Here is a 16,163-nt window from a genome sequence, read left to right as displayed (position 1 = left end):
CATCACAAAAAGCAATAATCATACCAATAAGGTATTCTTGTGTTTTATTAGCTAAAGATCATTCACTTATACTTAGCGCGCTCTCCTACTCTTCACTTTTTATCACTAACAAAAGTAAATAAGCATAGGATGATCGCTCATCGACACTACTGTCGACACCTTATTTCGACAGTAGTGTCGACACAAAACGACGAACAAGAAGGAACTGTTTTATAATTGAGTTTCACGAGATGGATATTGACCACCCTACTTTATGAATATGACAAATGATTAAGAAAAAACACCTTCACTCAACTATGCCTTTCTATCTCCTTTTTATTGCAGGTATTGTTGATGCCATTGGCTTTATCCATCTAAAAAATGGCCTATTTATCTCTTTTATGAGTGGTAACACAACCCATGTGGGAATATTGTTAACATCAGGCAATACACCACAAGCGTGGCACTACATTGGGGTTATTGTATTATTTGTTTTAGGTGCTGCCGTCGGTGAAGCTATCGCGATTGCTAATAAACCTTTTTATCGCAGTATGATCATGGCGCTAGTCACATTAGTGCTATCAGCAACATTGTTTGTTGAGCCTATTGCTAAGCCGATTGTGACAAATTTCTTCTTAAGCTTTGCTATGGGTATTCAAAATATCGCACTGCGGTTAACCATTGAAAAATCAACCGCGCTAACCTACGTAACGGGTTTTTTAGTTAATACTGGGCGTTCTATTGCCATGCTACTTATGGGTGAAGGCGATCGCAGTACATTTTTTCACCACTTCTGCTTATGGTTATCTATTTTTGTTGGCGCCATTGCAGGAACACAAGTGATGGATTACTCCTTTAGGTATGCGTTACTTGTCCCAATAACCTTAAGCTTAATTGCGACAGTAATTTTGTTCTGGACCCATGAAATTGCAGATGATTAATAGTTACAGTAACCAATAAAACGAAAAAGCCGACGTGATGTCGGCTTTTTTGTATCTCAAAACCCTTGACCTGTCTAAAGCTTCATAGTTTATAGTTCGCCTATCAATAAAGGGGAAAGCTGCCATGTACCTTATTTCAGAATTAGCGCAAAAAGTGGGATTAAGTCGTTCCACATTACTCTATTACGAAAAACTTAAACTGATCACTGGCACACGCTTAAGCAACGGTTATCGTGGCTATACCGACAACGATGTACAACGGGTAAAACTGTTACAGCAGCTGCAAGCAGGCGGGCTTTCATTAAAAGAATGCCAAGCCTGTTTAGAGGCCAAAATCGATCGAGATCTGCTACTGCAACGGCTAAATATTCTTGATGAAGAAATCATCCAAAAGCAGAAAGCCCGTGATTTGCTTTCTGCCATGCTGGGTATGAATTCGATGAAAGAATGGCATCAATCAATGGAATCAGCAGCACCCTCGGCTCACTTAGAATGGCTAATGAAGCAAGGTTTCAGTGAAAAACAAGCCTTACGATTAAAATGGCTGTCGAAAGATATGAACGAACATGAGCAATACATGGCAGACTTTGAAGCGATCTTTGATGATTTAGAACGACTTAGCCCTAGTTGTGATGATGACTCACTAAAAGCACTCGAAATATTACCCATTAAATCTGGTGAAGTATTAGATATCGGCTGTGGTAAAGGTGTTGTTACTACCTTATTAGCTAAACATGGCGATTTTCATATCACTGCGTTAGATAACGATGAATATAACTTAAGTTGTTTAAACGAAGCAGCTATTGAAAACGGGCTTAAACATCGCATCACTTCTGTTTGCGCCAGTATGACCACAATGCCTTTTGAAGAACAACGTTTTGATGTGCTGTGGGCTGAAGGCAGTGCTTACATCATGGGGGTTGAGCAAGCACTTAAACAATGGAAACCATTTATTAAGGCTCATGGCTATTTGGTTATCAGTGACTTGGTTTGGTTAGCCGATAATCCAAGCCAAGAAGTAGTCGATTTCTGGCAGCAAAACTATCCAGATATGACCACCAGCAAACAACGAGTCAAACAAATGCAGCAAGCAGGTTTTGAAGTGATTAAACACTTTACCCAAAGTGATCAGTCATGGACAAACTACCTAGCACCATTACAAAACAAGATCGCTCAATTGGATAATCAACATTTCACGTCCAATGCCATTAAAGATATTAAGAACGAAATCCATATTCATGAGCACTATTTAGATCAATACAGCTATCAATTATTTGTATTAAAGAAAAAAGGTTAAACATGATCATTCGAGTAGAAAAAGATTCAGACATTACTGTGATTGAAACGCTAACTTACAGTGCATTTAAAGATCATCCTCATCATGAACCGGGCTCAGAACCAACCGAGCACTTAATCGTTAACCGCCTACGAGATGCTAACGCCTTAACACTGTCGTTAGTCGCAGAAGTAAACAATCAAGTTATTGGTCATATCGCTTTTACCCAGTACTGATCAATGGTGAAGCTACAAACTGGTACGGTTTAGCACCTGTATCAGTATTGCCAGAACAACAAGGAAAAGGGATTGGCAAAGCGTTAATTAGAGAAGGATTAGCCCAGTTAAAAGAACATGGTACAGAGGGATTCGTACTATTAGGTGAGCCTGAATATTATGGCCGATTTGGCTTTAAAGCCCAACCAGAGTTAACCCTTACAGGTGTGCCAGCTGAATACTTCTTAGTCCTGCCTGTTAAAGGTTCAATTCCGACAGGTGAAGTAAGCTATCACCCAGCGTTTTTTGAATAATGCATTTAAAAGCCGGCGTAGTGTCGGCTAATTATATATGGTTGAAAAATATCATTACTAATAACCTTGTTTTTTAAAGTTTATTAAAAAACCTTAGCAACCTCACCTTAAAACGAATTTCTACTTTTTAGCAATCCACCTTATCATCCAATTACGAATATTATGCTATAAAATCGATCATTTAAGAAATTAAATATCAGAAAATGCGTTTCTTATTAATAAAAAAGATAAAAATATAAAGTATAATTTTTGGTTATGGATTACCTAAAGTTGTATTTATATATCATTACAATAAAGTTCAATAATGTACGCACAATCTAAAGCAAGATACTTTTTAAATTAATAAATTACTTAACAAATTTTATATTTAATTACTGATAATAATTTTAGATTATCAAATTTTTCTATCATTAATTTATGTGGCTCACTCTTTTTATATCTGTATAAGAAAAACGTATAAAAACAGGATACTCAATGAATAATTCAACACTAATAAAACGCTACGACTATCTGGATAATATCAAGTGGGTTTTGACGATATTAGTGATTTTGCACCATTGTGCATCCACAGCAGGTCTGGATCCTATTGGTTACAATTTGCCTCATGTCAAAGAATCAATGCAATATCAATATGAGATTTTAGACACATTCCAGGGCATCAACCAGTCATTTTTTATGTCACTGTTTTTCTTTATATCAGCCTACTTCGTGATCCCTTCTTTTGGGCGTAAAGGAACTAGGACGTTTATGTTGGATAAGCTCAAACGGCTAGGGATCCCAACGCTAATGACCTTATTTTTGATCTTGCCAAGTGGATCAATTGAGTATGCTATATCAAATGTTAAAGGCTTTTTCCTTACCGGAAATATTAACTTAGGCGTAACGTGGTTCTGTTGGACCTTGATTGTATTTAGCGCGGTATTTGCATTGTTCCAAGTTGTCAGTACTGGGAATCAAAAGGTTGACGCTGATAAACCTTTTCCGACGCTTTGGAAGATCTTGCTGTTTGCCATTATGATAATTCCGGTCAATTTCGTTGGCCTATATCTTATGGAAACACTAGGTAGCAATTTCTTAGGCTTTCACCTTCTTAAATATTTCCCGATGTATATCAGCATGTTTTACTTTGGTATCTTAGCTTATAGGTATCAGTGGCTCGATAAATTAGAACTTAAACACGCCTTTTCTGGGATCCTGATGTGGATTGTAGCTAAAGCATTCATTGGACCGATAGCTTCTGGCTATGGTCTGAATAGTGAGATGGTAATGCGTGGATTCACTGTGATAGGGATGTCGATGTTTCTACTCTATAACTTCAAAATGCTATTCAATAGTAAGGGAAAATGGAGTTCTATCTTGGCCCGTGTCGCTTTTGCTGCCTATGTGGTGCAGAATATCCCAATGAAGTTAACCGCAGACTTTTATCAGTCTTTTATGACCCAAATACCCTTAATAAACTTTGTAGTCATTGCGATCCCCTCAGTGATCGGCTCCTTTGCAATTGGCTATCTTATCTGCAAGACTCCCGTCCTAAAACGTATTTTCTGATCTAGCTAAACATGTGACTCTTCATCTCGGTGACGTAGTCACAACTAGCCGAGCTTATTGGATATAGCATTTCGATTACTTTTTATAGCTACGTTCCACTTATCGCTTCCAGCCTCGATGTGTAGTTTACTGTATACATAATTCATTCTGGTAGACTCGATAGAATCTCCAGCGAATAGAGGTTGCATATTTCTAGTAATCAAACTCTCCAGATATGAGAACAAGAGAAAAATGTATCTAAAAGCCGGCGTAATACCGGCTAAATTATGTATATACTCTCCACCAAAAGAAAAAGTCTTTATTATTTAATATTTCTGTAAAAATATACTTGGTAAAAAACATCACCAATAACCTTTGTTTTTTTAAGTTTATTCAAGACCTCATTTAAAAAAACACTTATTAATTTTCTTATCAAGAATAATTAGAAATATAAAACATAATATTTCGTTATGGGTTATATAAATGCTTGTTTATATATCATGACAATAGATAACAATAAAATACATCCAACCAAAAACAACGATAATTAAATCAATCAATTATAAGCAGACGATTAATATTTATTGATAATCTTCTGAAGTCATCAACTATATCTATTTACATGACAGTTTCCCACAATTTTAAAAAGGTTTTTATATGAAAAAGTTATGCCTATTCGTGCTCATTTCAACAATATTAGTGGGTTGTGGCGGTGGCGGCGGTAATGACGATAATAATAGCGGTGGTGGCGGTGGTACAGACAAAGCTACTCCACTTGATCTTGGTAATTTAACATCTGATGTTAAAAAGCAATACGCACAAGTTAACTATGATACTTTTTTAGTTATTACTGAAAGCGCCATAAACTGTGCAAAAGATCTTAACATTGGCGAAACCGATAATACTTGTGCAGTTATCGATAGTGGCAATCATAATGAAGGGTTGAGTATTGAAGAGATATCAGGGACTTTATCTGTTCAAAAGCAAGCTGATAAGATTCAGATAAGCACTGTTAAAGACATACAATTTCATGCACCTTTAATTAATCAAAACACAAATACTTTTAAGCTCAATCAAAATAATATTGCTAACACACAAAAAGAAACAAATTTTATTAAAATACCAGAGGCAACAGATCAAGAAGCCAATATTCAAGAAGTCGAATCCGACCAAGTGTATTTAGGTGGTACCTTTACCTTCTCAAATGATAATGGTATCAAAACCGTTGACGCTTTTGCTCATGAATTCTATGGTTTAATTTATAGTCATAATACCAACACAGATGAAAGTCATTTTGTCAGTAGCATAAGTCGATTAGTGGGTAAAAATAATGCTATGGTCGACTGGAGTACAGATGAAAACGGTGCAATAAGACCAATCTAATTTCATTAACTCAAAAATTAAGCCAAACTTAAAAAGTTAAGTTTGGCTTTTATTGAAAACTGGTTAGCGTTTTTAAATATCTAAAGCCTATTGAAGCGGTATTTAGACTGCATCTCTAAGTTGAATTTTCTTACCTAAACGGCTGCTTTCCAACGCCAACTCTATTAATTTAATGTTTAACAATGCGTCTTCTGCTTTAACAGGACATGTCGCACCTTGGCGAATGGCTTTAGCCACTTGGTGATAATATTCCTGATAACATCCTTTCACTGTTGGTACAGGCGAACAGTTTTTTTCATCATAAAAGTGACCATACTGAGAGGGTAATTCTGCCGACCAATCTTCATTTACAGGCTTAATACCAGAAACTAAGTATTGCTCTTGCGGATCAATACCCAGTTTTTCATAACAGCCACCTGTTCCTTTAATGGTAAAACGCTTATTTTCGCCAGCACTTATCATGTCGCCATGAAGTACAACAAGGTGACTTGAGTAATGTAAAAGTAAGTGGAAGTAATCAACATTATTAGAGCCTTTTCGCGTGACTCTACAATCGGCAGTGATCGCATCTGGTAATCCAAACAAGGTGATTGATTGATCCAGCAGATGTGAGCCTAAATCAAACAATATGCCGCCACCATCTGCGGCTTGCTCTTTCCAACGTTCACGAACTACTGGACGAAAGCGATCGAAGTGAGATTCAAAATGTTTTAACTCTCCAAAACGTTTTTCATCGATCATTTTTTTTACGGTAAGAAAATCACCATCCCAACGTCGATTGTGGTAAATACTCAGCATTAGCCCCTTTTCTTTTGCTAATGCGATAAGCACTTCCCCATCTTCAACCTTGGTGACAAATGGCTTTTCAATAATGACATGTTTCCCATTCTCTAAGGCTGCTTTAGCTAACTGAAAATGGACATCATTTGGCGCGGTAATAATCACTAATTCAGCATCGGAAGAAGTTATCAGCGCTTCTGCACTATCAAAATGTTGAATTAATGGCCAATCTTCTTGAAGTTGTTTTCGCTTACTTGTGCTTATCGCCGTTAGCTCAAACTCTTTTAGGCTTGTAATAAATGGAATATGAAAGGTTTGAGCAGAAAAGCCATAACCAATAACCGCTGTTTTGATCGCTGAGCACGCCATGTTCATTTCTCCATACCGAATAATTGGCAATTGAATAATATCGTTTTATTTGTACAAACACTGACAAACTCAAATACCAGCCAGTCATCTATCTGTGTGAGAAACTTATCATCATGGAGCAATGTAGGAAATGCAACTTACACATTTTTTGTTGTTTTAAGTGGTAAAAACAGGAAAACATAGAGCTGTATTTCTCTTTACCAGTCAAATATTGCTATTTAGCGCATCTGAATAACTGTACCGTTATCAGTTAGGCCATGAGTGACAAAAACGTCACCTTGATTTGAGATCAATACCGCCTCAATCCCTGCCTGACGATTAAGATAAGCAAGCGCATCATCAATGGATGATAAAAAGCCAGCAGTGCTCCATATTTCACCATCAACAGAGAGCTTTGAAATAATCGTCACACTCGCGATATTGGTTGAGATAGGCTTACCCGTTTTTCCATCAAGAAGATGATGGTATCGCTGCCCATTGTATTCAAAATAACGTTCATTAATCCCAGACGTTACCATAGAATAACCTCTTAAAGGCACAACTCTACAGATATCGCCACGCGAAGCTGCCAGCGGGTTTTGAATACCGACATTCCATGTTTGTGAAGCACTCTCAGGCGAGTAACCAATAGTCAGTACATTACCACCAAGGTTAATAAAGCCATGCTCGACCCCGTTAGCCGTAAGAAAATCTTTGATCCGATCAGCAAAATATCCCTTGGCGATAGCACCTAAATCTATCTGCATACCCTTTTGAGAAAGGTATACCGACTGATAGTCATCATCTAGGATAATATTTGACGGATCGACAAGCTGTAATTTTTCCGCAAGCTCCGCATCGGTGGGTAACTTGGCATCTTTAAAACCGATATGCCATGTTTTAACTAGTGGCCCAATCGCCACATTAAACGGATTTTGAGGATCGACACTGATCGCTTTTGACTTCTTAATCAGCGCATAAAGATCTGGCTTTACACGGACAGGTCGAATACCTGCGTAGTTATTGACGCGCATAAGTTCAGATTGCGCCTGATTAACCGTAAAACGTTGAGTAAATTCTTGAAGTTGCAGATAACATTCTTTGATCAAGGCTTCACCACGTTCATGATGAACTACAAGATCAATAAAGGTTCCCATCATAGGAAAACGCGTTTTATAACTTGCCATTAAGTCTGCTCTCGTTAAATAGTAAAAAGGGAAGCACATGGCTTCCCTTTTATCTCATTAAACGCGGTTAGATACGCTATCACCCGCTATGCGTCCATAAGTGAAGATATCAATCAACGCATTACCACCTAAACGGTTACCAGCATGAATACCACCTGTCACCTCACCGGCTGCATATAGTCCAGAGATTGGTGTCCCCGTTTTATCCAATACACACGCTTGAGTATTGATCTTCAAGCCACCCATCGTATGGTGAACCGATGGCTTACGTGGCGTTGCATAGAAAGGTGCTTTTTCCACTTTTAACCCAAGTGCACCTTTGTGGAATTCAGGATCACGCCCTTCATCAACGTAGCTGTTATAACGGCTAATCGTTTCTGTTAACGCTTCAGTCGGTACATTAATTTTTTGCGCTAATTCTTCAATTGAATCCGCTTTAATAATAATACCTTCTTCGATCTCACGCTCAATGGTTTCATCTGTGGTGTTAGCTGCCGTTTTACGGATAGCTTCATCAGCAATCATGTAAACCACACCACCATTGTCGAAGAATGAGCGAGAAAGCACGTCACGACTTTCACATTCATCGACAAAACGCTTGCCTTGATTATTAACAAAGACAAAGTTTTCAGGTGGAACAATAAGACCCGTTAATAACGCACCAGATTTAGGATCACCAATCGGCATTAACTGAACATATTCCATGCCCACTAAATCAGCACCGACTTTTTCACCGATTTCAATACCATCACCAATAAGCGCAGGTGAGTTGGTCGTTTTAATATCGTCGGCAATCTCGTTCCAGTAGTTGTTGTATTTTTGCAGCATTTTGGTGTTAGCACCAAAACCACCAGACGCCAGCACAACACCACAATTAGTGGTTAGCACATATATTGTACCGTCTGAATGCGTTGCTTTAATACCAACCACTTTTCCGTCATCAACAATCAATTCTTCAGCTCGCGCATCCGTAATGATATGACCACCTTGGGCAATGACTTGCTTTTGCAGTTTTTCGACAAACTCAACACCTTTAGGACGATTAGGTTTGTGCGCTCGACGCCATAGCGCACCAACAGCGATATCCACCATGCCACGGTTAAAGTCGATACCTTTTTCAGTTAACCAATCAATCGATTCCATTGCACGACTTGTTAACGTCTGTACTAAATCGTATTGACCGTGAATTGGTTCTCCATCAAGGTTGGTACGTTTACCACCTAGGTATGTCTGAATTAGGTGCAGTTCAACGGAATCAAACAGGTAATTTTTGCCACTTTCAGTATCAAGGAAATAGTTAGCTAGTTGATCCTTCAGCGTGCGGAAATCTGCAAGATATTCCTCTGCAATGTCTGACTCAGGAGTATCGGCAATCGCTTTAAGGTAATCTACTTCACCAGCAATCGCAGGGAAATCTTTTACCCACTTAGGCTCTGCTGCATTCACCCAACCGCCTGTACGTACAGTGTTACCACCAACAGCAGGGAATTTTTCTAGCAAAATAACAGACTTGCCATTATCTAAAGCAGTAAGCGCTGCACTTAAACCTGCACCACCACCACCGACAACAACAACATCGACCGCTTTTTCGATAACTTCCGTAGACCATTCAACCGCTTCACGTGCTTTACAACGAAGCGCTTCAGAGTTACCACCCGCTAAATCAACAGCATCAGATACACCGTCAATAACCGCTTGGCTACTTACTGTCGCTCCAGAAATCACATCAATATTTAGCGTTTGACCTTCCATAATCTGTTGTGGAATACGTTCAAACGCAGGGTTAGCAATACCGTCTGACTCTTTTGATGAATCAACGATAATATCGAGGATCTTATCTTCAGAGAACGTCACCGTTACAGGTAATTTGCCATTATGACCGTAGCCATAAGCGGTGTACTCACCAGGCTCAAAGGTGATCTCAACGTTTTGTAATTCTTTAATACGCTGGTGCTTTAATGCCTCAGCTTTACTATCAACAATCATGTAATCCATGATTTCCCAAAGTGGTGTTGGGATCTTCAGTTGATGTTGTTGCTCAATATCAGCGAACTCGGCACATTCTTCACCATTGATCGCTTTAGTCGCCCATGTAGGCTCAACAAGGAAACCTTTACCCACACTCACCATGTCGTAGCCTTGCGCTAAGGCTTGATCAGCATCTGAACGCTGAGCGATACCACCAACACCTATTACAGGGATTTTGGCAACATTGTCAGATTTAAGCGCATGGTATTTACGAATAAGTAGTTCTTTATCTTCAGGGTTTACAATCGAATTTCGAGTATAGTTACCCATCGAAAAGTGGAAATAATCAAGACCACTCGCAGCCAACTTATCAAGCAAGTACATGGTATCTTCGAAACGAATACCAGGCTCTTCAATTTCTTCAGGAGAGAAACGGTAACCAATAATGAAATCATCGCGTTGGTGATCTGCGACAACTCTTTTCGCTTCATTTAAAACAGCAAGAGGGAATGTCGTACGTTTTTCAATATCACCGCCCCACTTATCATTTCGACGGTTTGAGTGCGGAGAGAAAAACTGTTGAAGGATGTATGTATTAGCGCCATGGATCTCAACACCATCAAAGCCCGCAACAATTGCACGATGAACAGCATTAGCAAAAGCTTCAATCATGAAGCCAATCTGCTCTTTCGTCATTTCAAGTGGTGTTTCTGCATTATTACGAAGCGCAGCGACAGGGCTCGCTGAAATAGGTTGATGACCACCATTGTATTCGCCATTTGCCATACGGCCAGCATGGTAGATTTGTAGAATAGCCTTTGAGCCTTTCTCTTTAATTGCCGATGCTAACTTCTTAAGCCCAGCAATCTTACTGTCGGTATTAATACCTAATGCACCGGGAAATGCTCTGCCGTAATTTTCAACGAATGCACTTTCAACAATGACTGCGCCAGCATCGCCAGAGCGAGCAGCATAATAGTCGATCATTTCTTGTGTAACACCACCATCAAAAAATGCAGATTGAATGGTCATCGGTGCCATAACAATGCGGTTTTTGAATTTGGCTTGTGATAAGCCTAATTGAATTTCATCTGTTAATTTATTCACTGATTCATATTCCAATAATAATTAATACTTATATTAAAAATCACTAAATAAGTAGCTAAATTTAAGTAGCTTTTAAAATAAGAACTAAGGCAATTAACTAACACTGAATAAAATTACTACAGTGGAAATTTGTAGTAAAATGATACATCCGCATCAAATCTATGCACAAGGCACATAAACCCATTAATATTTAAACAAATAAACCAATTATTAACAATTTTATTAAAGCAATTAACACAAAAGGTTTCTAAACCCCTTTAAATATTAAAGGTTATGAAAAAGCCAACTCACACATGAAGCTGGCTTTTATAATAAATAGGAACTGCATAATTAATGAGGAAGGTTAATTAATTGATTATTTTTCGTTGCTTGATAGTGAATATACATCATCACTATCATACCCAATCCTAAAAGTTGCCATAGATACTGACCATCAGGTGCACCAGAGATAGTTTGACTAAATAGCAATACACTAGTGACAAATAAAGAGGCAATAGCAGCACGTTTAGTGAATACCATATTTACGCCAGTTAAAAACTCACCTTTTAGAAAAGCAACTATCATCAAAATAGCTGGTAAACACTGTAATATAATAATGACAGGAAATAGATAGTTATATACAGGTGAAAATAAAGTATGTGCAACCTCTGACTTATTCCAATTACCTGTAATATAAGATTCCCACCCAACCCATGAGTCACCTCTATACGCTGCGTTATTCGGGTATAATGCACCTAATGCAACACCAAAAACTTTATCAATAAACCCATTTTTAAGCCAAAATGCAAAAAGGAAAATTTGAGCAGGAATAATTTCAAAATTTATTCTTTTAATTATTGAAGTTTTCATAATACGCACCTTTCAAATAATTATTATCTTTTATCTTTTATCTTTTACCTTGTCATTTATGCTACTCCGATAAATATATTTTCAAACAAGGACGAGTAATATTTATCAAAACTTCATTTACCAAAAATGAATTATGTTATTGGCGAGGTTTATGCTTACCTTAAATGGAGTTGAAATAAAAAAGCTGACATTAAGTCAGCTTCTATTAAAAACATTGTATATTAATCAATAAACTTATTATTTTTTGCCCAACGAGTTATCACATCTTTTGCTAATGGCGCAGGGCCAAAGAAACGTTCTTGATCGCTAATGTCAGCAACAAAACGCCCTTTTTTGAAGAACAGGAACATTTCAAGCATGTCATAGCCAAGCTCACTAAATAGTTTGATTGGGCGAACAAGTAATTCGAAAACAAACCATGGCACAGTCCATGTTGATAACTTCTTACCTGTCACTTCACTAATTAATTGCACCAATTCCGCTTGGCTTTTAGCACCATCACTCCAACCTACATCAATCGACTTATTGTTGATTTCATCGCCTTCAAATGCGGCAGCTTTAGCAAGATAATCAGCTAAATCATCAGTCAAAATGTACGACCACTTAGTCGTTGTATCGCCAATTGCGTAAAAACGTCCAGCTTTAAAGCCATCCGCAATGTAATCAGACGTTTGATCTAAAAACGCTGGTGCACGCACAAATACATAAGGAATACCGACTTGTTTAATCACATCTTCTGCAACTTTTTTAGCATGAAAATGTGGCACACTCTGCGCTTCATCGCTATTAACAATACTCAAGAAAACAAAGCGTTCAATGTTAGCTCGTGCTGCTGCTTCTGCGAGATTTTTATTGCCTTGGAAATCGGCATCAAGGCTCTCTTTCATATAACCGTTAGCAGAGCTAATCACAACATCCACACCTTGTAATGCAGCATCTAAAGAAGCAGGATCCATCATGTCAGCCTGTACCCACTCTAGCTCTGAAAATTCACCTTTTGGTGCACCACGGCGTGACATCGCTTTAATATCGACGTTTGAATGCTGCATTAAACTACGTAAAATTTTACGACCTAGGAAACCTGTGGCACCAACAACAAGTACTTTCTTCTTTTGAGTTTGCATAATCATTTTCTCGTTAATCTCTGACGTTGAAGCCATGTTATATAATTCTATATTTGGATTAAATACGATAAAATGGAAATGATTAGTTCAAAAATGGGATAATAATGAAATCACTTGATGATATGGCGTTATTTGTAGAAGTCGCCAACGTAATGAGCTTTCGCCAAGCCGCAGAGATTACTGGAGTGCCTAATTCCACCCTTTCAAGACGTATCAGTGCATTAGAAAAAGCCATTGGGCTGCGTTTGCTCCACCGTACAACACGAAAAATTGAACTCACAGAAGCAGGTCAGCTGTATTACGAGCGTTGCCGCCGTATTGTTGAAGAAGCCAAACTTGCCCATCAACAATTGAGTGATATAGCAGAGAATCCTAGTGGTACGGTTCGTGTGTCGGCCCCTATTGATTTTGCAACCCACTTCATCGCGCCATTACTGCCCGAATTTTCAAAACAGTACCCAGAAATTGAATTAGAATTTGATTTATCATCACGGCGTGTGGATATGACATCGGAATATTTCGATGTAGCAATTAGAGCAGGTGAAAGTGAAAGCTCAAGCTTAATTGCTCGTAAACTCGCTAACTTCCATCACTATGTTTATGGTTCACCCGCTTATTTGGCACAATATGGCGAACCACAATCGCCAGACGAGCTTACCCAACATCAGTGTTTTAGTATCGTAAAGTCGGCCAATTGGGCATTACATAGCAAAGATAAATCGGCAGATATTAAGGTAAACAGTAAGCTGTTTGTAAATAGTATTGGCATGATCAAGCAATTAATAGTGCTCAATATGGGATTGGGATTACTTCCACAAGAAATGATCACTGATGAGTTAGCGCAAGGAACATTACAACGTATATTACCCGACTGGCAAAGTTCCCCAGTGCCGATTTATGCCATAACAGAAACACGGTTACTACCCGCCAAGACTCGCTGTTTTATTAACTTTATTCAAAGTAAACTTGAATAATATGCAAGTTTAAATAACGTAGAATGTATAAAGCTGGCCTTACTCGTTAGATAATAACAAGGTATATGTCAGCTATTTAATTCAATGAATATATTACCTTTCCGTTGTCATTAATATTGAAATACCAAACACTGATATATTTATACTTGTTTTTATCCTCTGTTATTTGCAGTTTATCGATAAACTCATTCATGTCTTTGTTATTTATATAAAAAACACCATGTGACGTATTCGAACTTACGTCATTGTTTACTATAATCATTAATGTAGATTCAGGTAAGATATCAGGAAGCCAGCCTCTTTCGAAGAAATTATCTTCCTTGGCACTGTTATATGTTAAATAATGTTCACTAACAACAGAAGAGACACTATTTAAAAAATTAATATCAATATCGAAAGCAATAACGCCGTTGTAACAACAATCGATAAAATCACTTTCAATATTTTTCTCATTATCTTCCTAATAACAACGATATATCAATACACTTATGTTATTAATAAATATACTAATTATGACTTTATTACAAATCTGAATAGGTAAACTTAAGCGACTCATCAAGTAATATTAAACTCAATTACTCTTCTTCCATTAAGATTTTCATCATCTGCTTATGGCGATTAAGGAAATTTCGAGTGATCTCATAATGCTCGGTATCCTCATAAGCTGTTTCATCAATGCCACTATCACTGAACTGATAGATTTTAGCTCTTGGGTACGCCAATAAAATTGGCGAGTGAGTAGCAATAACAAATTGCGAACCCGCTTCAACTAAGCGATGAATTTCTGAAAGCGCAGCCATTTGCCTAGCCGGTGAAAGTGCAGCTTCAGGCTCATCCATAATGTATAAACCATTACCGCGTAACTTATTAGAGATCGTCGCCATAAAGGATTCACCATGTGATTGATGGTGTAGTGACTGCCCACCATAACCTTGCAGCGGTGGCGGCATAAGCTGATCTAAATAAGTGGCGACATTATAAAAACTCTCAGCCCTTAAAAAATAGTAATCTTTAGGACATTTAAAACTTTTTACGGTTTTAATGTAGCGATCTAGCTCAGAATGCGTTTGCTCGGTAGCAAAACCGGTATTCTTGTTCCCCCCTTCAGCATTAAGCCCCATAGCGACTGCAATCGCTTCAATTAACGTGGATTTTCCTGAACCATTTTCACCGACAAAAAAAGTAACATCAGGGTGAAACTCAATAACATCTAACTCTTTGATGGCTGGAATACAAAACGGAAATTGATCGTAATTATCAATTTTTTCGCGCTTTAATGCGATTTCTCGTAGGTAGGGTTTTTCTTCAAAGTTCATAAATCTCAAACAGTGTTACTTATTTCTGAAATAGTTTAACAAAACTATCCGTTATCGCATTGAAATAAAATGAGCGAGAAAGTTAGTACCCACTCAATTTAAATCAACCATTAATAACAGAACTATTCCGCTTGAGATGGCGTTGCTGCTTCTGTTGCAGATGCTTCTGTTGCAGATGCTGGTGTTGAAGAGGTTGGAGTATCAACCAAAGGTGCTGCTGCATCTTGCTGAATTTGTGTTGCGGTTGGTGAATCAGAATGCGTTTGTGATTCTACAACTGGCGTAGTATTAGTAGATTCTGGTGTTGAAGCCGTTGGAGTATCAACTAAAGGCGCAGCTAGAGGAGTCACGGCATCTTGTTGGGTTTCTGTAGGCTGTTCTGTAGCAACAGGAGTGCTTGCTGCTACATCGACGCCAGAGCATGACATGCCTAAGCTTGTTAATTTTTCAGCAAAGGCTTTTGCTTTCGCTTCACAGTAACCTACCTCATGTTTCGCATCCCACAATACAGCAGTGCCTTCCGGCTTAGTGTAGCGAACTTCACACGGTACTTTGCTATTTGGATTAGCATAAACAACTTCGATTACACGCTCAGAATGATCACTTTTACACACATACCTATCTTGTGCATGTGCTTGAAAAGCAAGAATAGATAGCGTGACTAATAATAGTGATTTCATCATATAACTCCCAAAATATACGTTACTAAAGAGAAAACAATCTTATCTTAGTCGCTAAACAATGACTTGAAGCTGAATATTTAACGCGATAGATGATTTTAATCTTTGCTATCAAGTCAGTATAAGGGCTTTAACGATGAACATAGAATTAAATTCATCATTATGTGGTTGGATATTGCATTCATTTAAGAGTAA

At 38.0% G+C, this 16,163-nt stretch carries 15 protein-coding genes; 7 read left to right on the top strand and 8 right to left on the bottom strand.

Going from position 1 to position 16,163, the window contains the following annotated elements; all coding sequences use genetic code 11:
• The first annotated feature begins 266 nt into the window (after positions 1–266).
• The 6 genes from CTN01_RS09025 to CTN01_RS09005 all read left to right on the top strand — a co-directional run bounded on the left by CTN01_RS09025 (position 267) and on the right by CTN01_RS09005 (position 5,635).
• Positions 267–920: a YoaK family protein gene (locus CTN01_RS09025; protein WP_045149060.1), complete on the top strand. Its 654-nt coding sequence runs from the start codon at positions 267–269 to the stop codon at positions 918–920.
• A 124-nt stretch (positions 921–1,044) separates the two neighbouring features.
• A complete protein-coding gene (locus CTN01_RS09020; protein ID WP_045149062.1) occupies positions 1,045–2,217 on the top strand; it encodes a MerR family transcriptional regulator in 1,173 nt (390 codons plus the stop codon).
• Positions 2,218–2,219: 2 nt separating this feature from the next.
• The gene (locus tag CTN01_RS23250; protein ID WP_425258862.1) at positions 2,220–2,432 is read left to right on the top strand and encodes a GNAT family N-acetyltransferase; all 213 of its coding nucleotides are present in this window, start codon (positions 2,220–2,222) and stop codon (positions 2,430–2,432) included.
• A 47-nt stretch (positions 2,433–2,479) separates the two neighbouring features.
• Positions 2,480–2,725: a GNAT family N-acetyltransferase gene (locus CTN01_RS23245; RefSeq protein WP_425258864.1), complete on the top strand. Its 246-nt coding sequence runs from the start codon at positions 2,480–2,482 to the stop codon at positions 2,723–2,725.
• 474 nt (positions 2,726–3,199) lie between these two features.
• Positions 3,200–4,273 carry an acyltransferase family protein gene (locus CTN01_RS09010; protein ID WP_045149064.1) on the top strand — a complete coding sequence of 358 codons (1,074 nt, stop codon included), beginning with the start codon at positions 3,200–3,202 and terminating at the stop codon, positions 4,271–4,273.
• Between the two features lie 636 nt (positions 4,274–4,909).
• Positions 4,910–5,635 (top strand): hypothetical protein, encoded by a 726-nt coding sequence (locus CTN01_RS09005; protein ID WP_052666632.1) that lies wholly within the window; start codon positions 4,910–4,912, stop codon positions 5,633–5,635.
• 102 nt (positions 5,636–5,737) lie between these two features.
• Here the strand turns inward: CTN01_RS09005 and CTN01_RS09000 are convergent, their stop codons facing one another.
• From CTN01_RS09000 to CTN01_RS08980, 5 genes are all read right to left on the bottom strand, one after another.
• Entirely contained in the window at positions 5,738–6,784 is a 1,047-nt protein-coding gene (locus CTN01_RS09000; protein WP_045149065.1) for an oxidoreductase, read from the bottom strand.
• A 218-nt stretch (positions 6,785–7,002) separates the two neighbouring features.
• On the bottom strand, positions 7,003–7,950 hold the full coding sequence (locus tag CTN01_RS08995) for an FAD:protein FMN transferase (protein ID WP_045132263.1): 948 nt from the start codon (positions 7,948–7,950) through the stop codon (positions 7,003–7,005).
• 57 nt (positions 7,951–8,007) lie between these two features.
• A complete protein-coding gene (locus tag CTN01_RS08990; protein ID WP_045149066.1) occupies positions 8,008–11,025 on the bottom strand; it encodes a flavocytochrome c in 3,018 nt (1,005 codons plus the stop codon).
• A 330-nt stretch (positions 11,026–11,355) separates the two neighbouring features.
• The gene (locus CTN01_RS08985; RefSeq protein ID WP_045083300.1) at positions 11,356–11,862 is read right to left on the bottom strand and encodes a hypothetical protein; all 507 of its coding nucleotides are present in this window, start codon (positions 11,860–11,862) and stop codon (positions 11,356–11,358) included.
• Between the two features lie 233 nt (positions 11,863–12,095).
• Positions 12,096–12,998, bottom strand: a complete 903-nt coding sequence (locus CTN01_RS08980) for an SDR family oxidoreductase (protein WP_052666642.1) — start codon at positions 12,996–12,998, stop codon at positions 12,096–12,098.
• A gap of 104 nt (positions 12,999–13,102) precedes the next feature.
• Here CTN01_RS08980 and CTN01_RS08975 point away from each other — a divergent pair, with 104 nt between their 5' ends.
• Positions 13,103–13,972, top strand: a complete 870-nt coding sequence (locus tag CTN01_RS08975) for a LysR family transcriptional regulator (protein WP_045128693.1) — start codon at positions 13,103–13,105, stop codon at positions 13,970–13,972.
• Between the two features lie 76 nt (positions 13,973–14,048).
• Here CTN01_RS08975 and CTN01_RS23280 read toward each other — a convergent pair whose 3' ends face one another.
• From CTN01_RS23280 to CTN01_RS08960, 3 genes are all read right to left on the bottom strand, one after another.
• A complete protein-coding gene (locus CTN01_RS23280) occupies positions 14,049–14,357 on the bottom strand; it encodes a YbbD-related protein (protein ID WP_487246536.1) in 309 nt (102 codons plus the stop codon).
• Between the two features lie 190 nt (positions 14,358–14,547).
• The gene (locus tag CTN01_RS08965; RefSeq protein ID WP_045130582.1) at positions 14,548–15,288 is read right to left on the bottom strand and encodes an AAA family ATPase; all 741 of its coding nucleotides are present in this window, start codon (positions 15,286–15,288) and stop codon (positions 14,548–14,550) included.
• Positions 15,289–15,410: 122 nt separating this feature from the next.
• Positions 15,411–15,971: a hypothetical protein gene (locus CTN01_RS08960; protein WP_244156043.1), complete on the bottom strand. Its 561-nt coding sequence runs from the start codon at positions 15,969–15,971 to the stop codon at positions 15,411–15,413.
• Between the last annotated feature and the right edge of the window lie 192 nt (positions 15,972–16,163).

It is taken from the genome of Photobacterium angustum (assembly GCF_003026365.1).
GTDB classification, from domain to species: domain Bacteria; phylum Pseudomonadota; class Gammaproteobacteria; order Enterobacterales; family Vibrionaceae; genus Photobacterium; species Photobacterium angustum.
Note: the sequence above shows the minus strand (reverse complement) of the source record. Positions and strands in the feature narration are given on the sequence as shown.

What these genes read in the sequence shown, in the direction of transcription:
- CTN01_RS09025 (WP_045149060.1), top strand. Translation starts at nt 267, where the DNA reads ATGATTAAGAAAAAACACCTTCACTCAACTATGCCTTTCTATCTCCTT.
- CTN01_RS09020 (WP_045149062.1), top strand. Translation starts at nt 1,045, where the DNA reads ATGTACCTTATTTCAGAATTAGCGCAAAAAGTGGGATTAAGTCGTTCC.
- CTN01_RS23250 (WP_425258862.1), top strand. Translation starts at nt 2,220, where the DNA reads ATGATCATTCGAGTAGAAAAAGATTCAGACATTACTGTGATTGAAACG.
- CTN01_RS09010 (WP_045149064.1), top strand. Translation starts at nt 3,200, where the DNA reads ATGAATAATTCAACACTAATAAAACGCTACGACTATCTGGATAATATC.
- CTN01_RS09005 (WP_052666632.1), top strand. Translation starts at nt 4,910, where the DNA reads ATGAAAAAGTTATGCCTATTCGTGCTCATTTCAACAATATTAGTGGGT.
- CTN01_RS09000 (WP_045149065.1), bottom strand. Translation starts at nt 6,784, where the DNA reads ATGGCGTGCTCAGCGATCAAAACAGCGGTTATTGGTTATGGCTTTTCT.
- CTN01_RS08995 (WP_045132263.1), bottom strand. Translation starts at nt 7,950, where the DNA reads ATGGCAAGTTATAAAACGCGTTTTCCTATGATGGGAACCTTTATTGAT.
- CTN01_RS08980 (WP_052666642.1), bottom strand. Translation starts at nt 12,998, where the DNA reads ATGCAAACTCAAAAGAAGAAAGTACTTGTTGTTGGTGCCACAGGTTTC.
- CTN01_RS08975 (WP_045128693.1), top strand. Translation starts at nt 13,103, where the DNA reads ATGAAATCACTTGATGATATGGCGTTATTTGTAGAAGTCGCCAACGTA.
- CTN01_RS08965 (WP_045130582.1), bottom strand. Translation starts at nt 15,288, where the DNA reads ATGAACTTTGAAGAAAAACCCTACCTACGAGAAATCGCATTAAAGCGC.
- CTN01_RS08960 (WP_244156043.1), bottom strand. Translation starts at nt 15,971, where the DNA reads ATGATGAAATCACTATTATTAGTCACGCTATCTATTCTTGCTTTTCAA.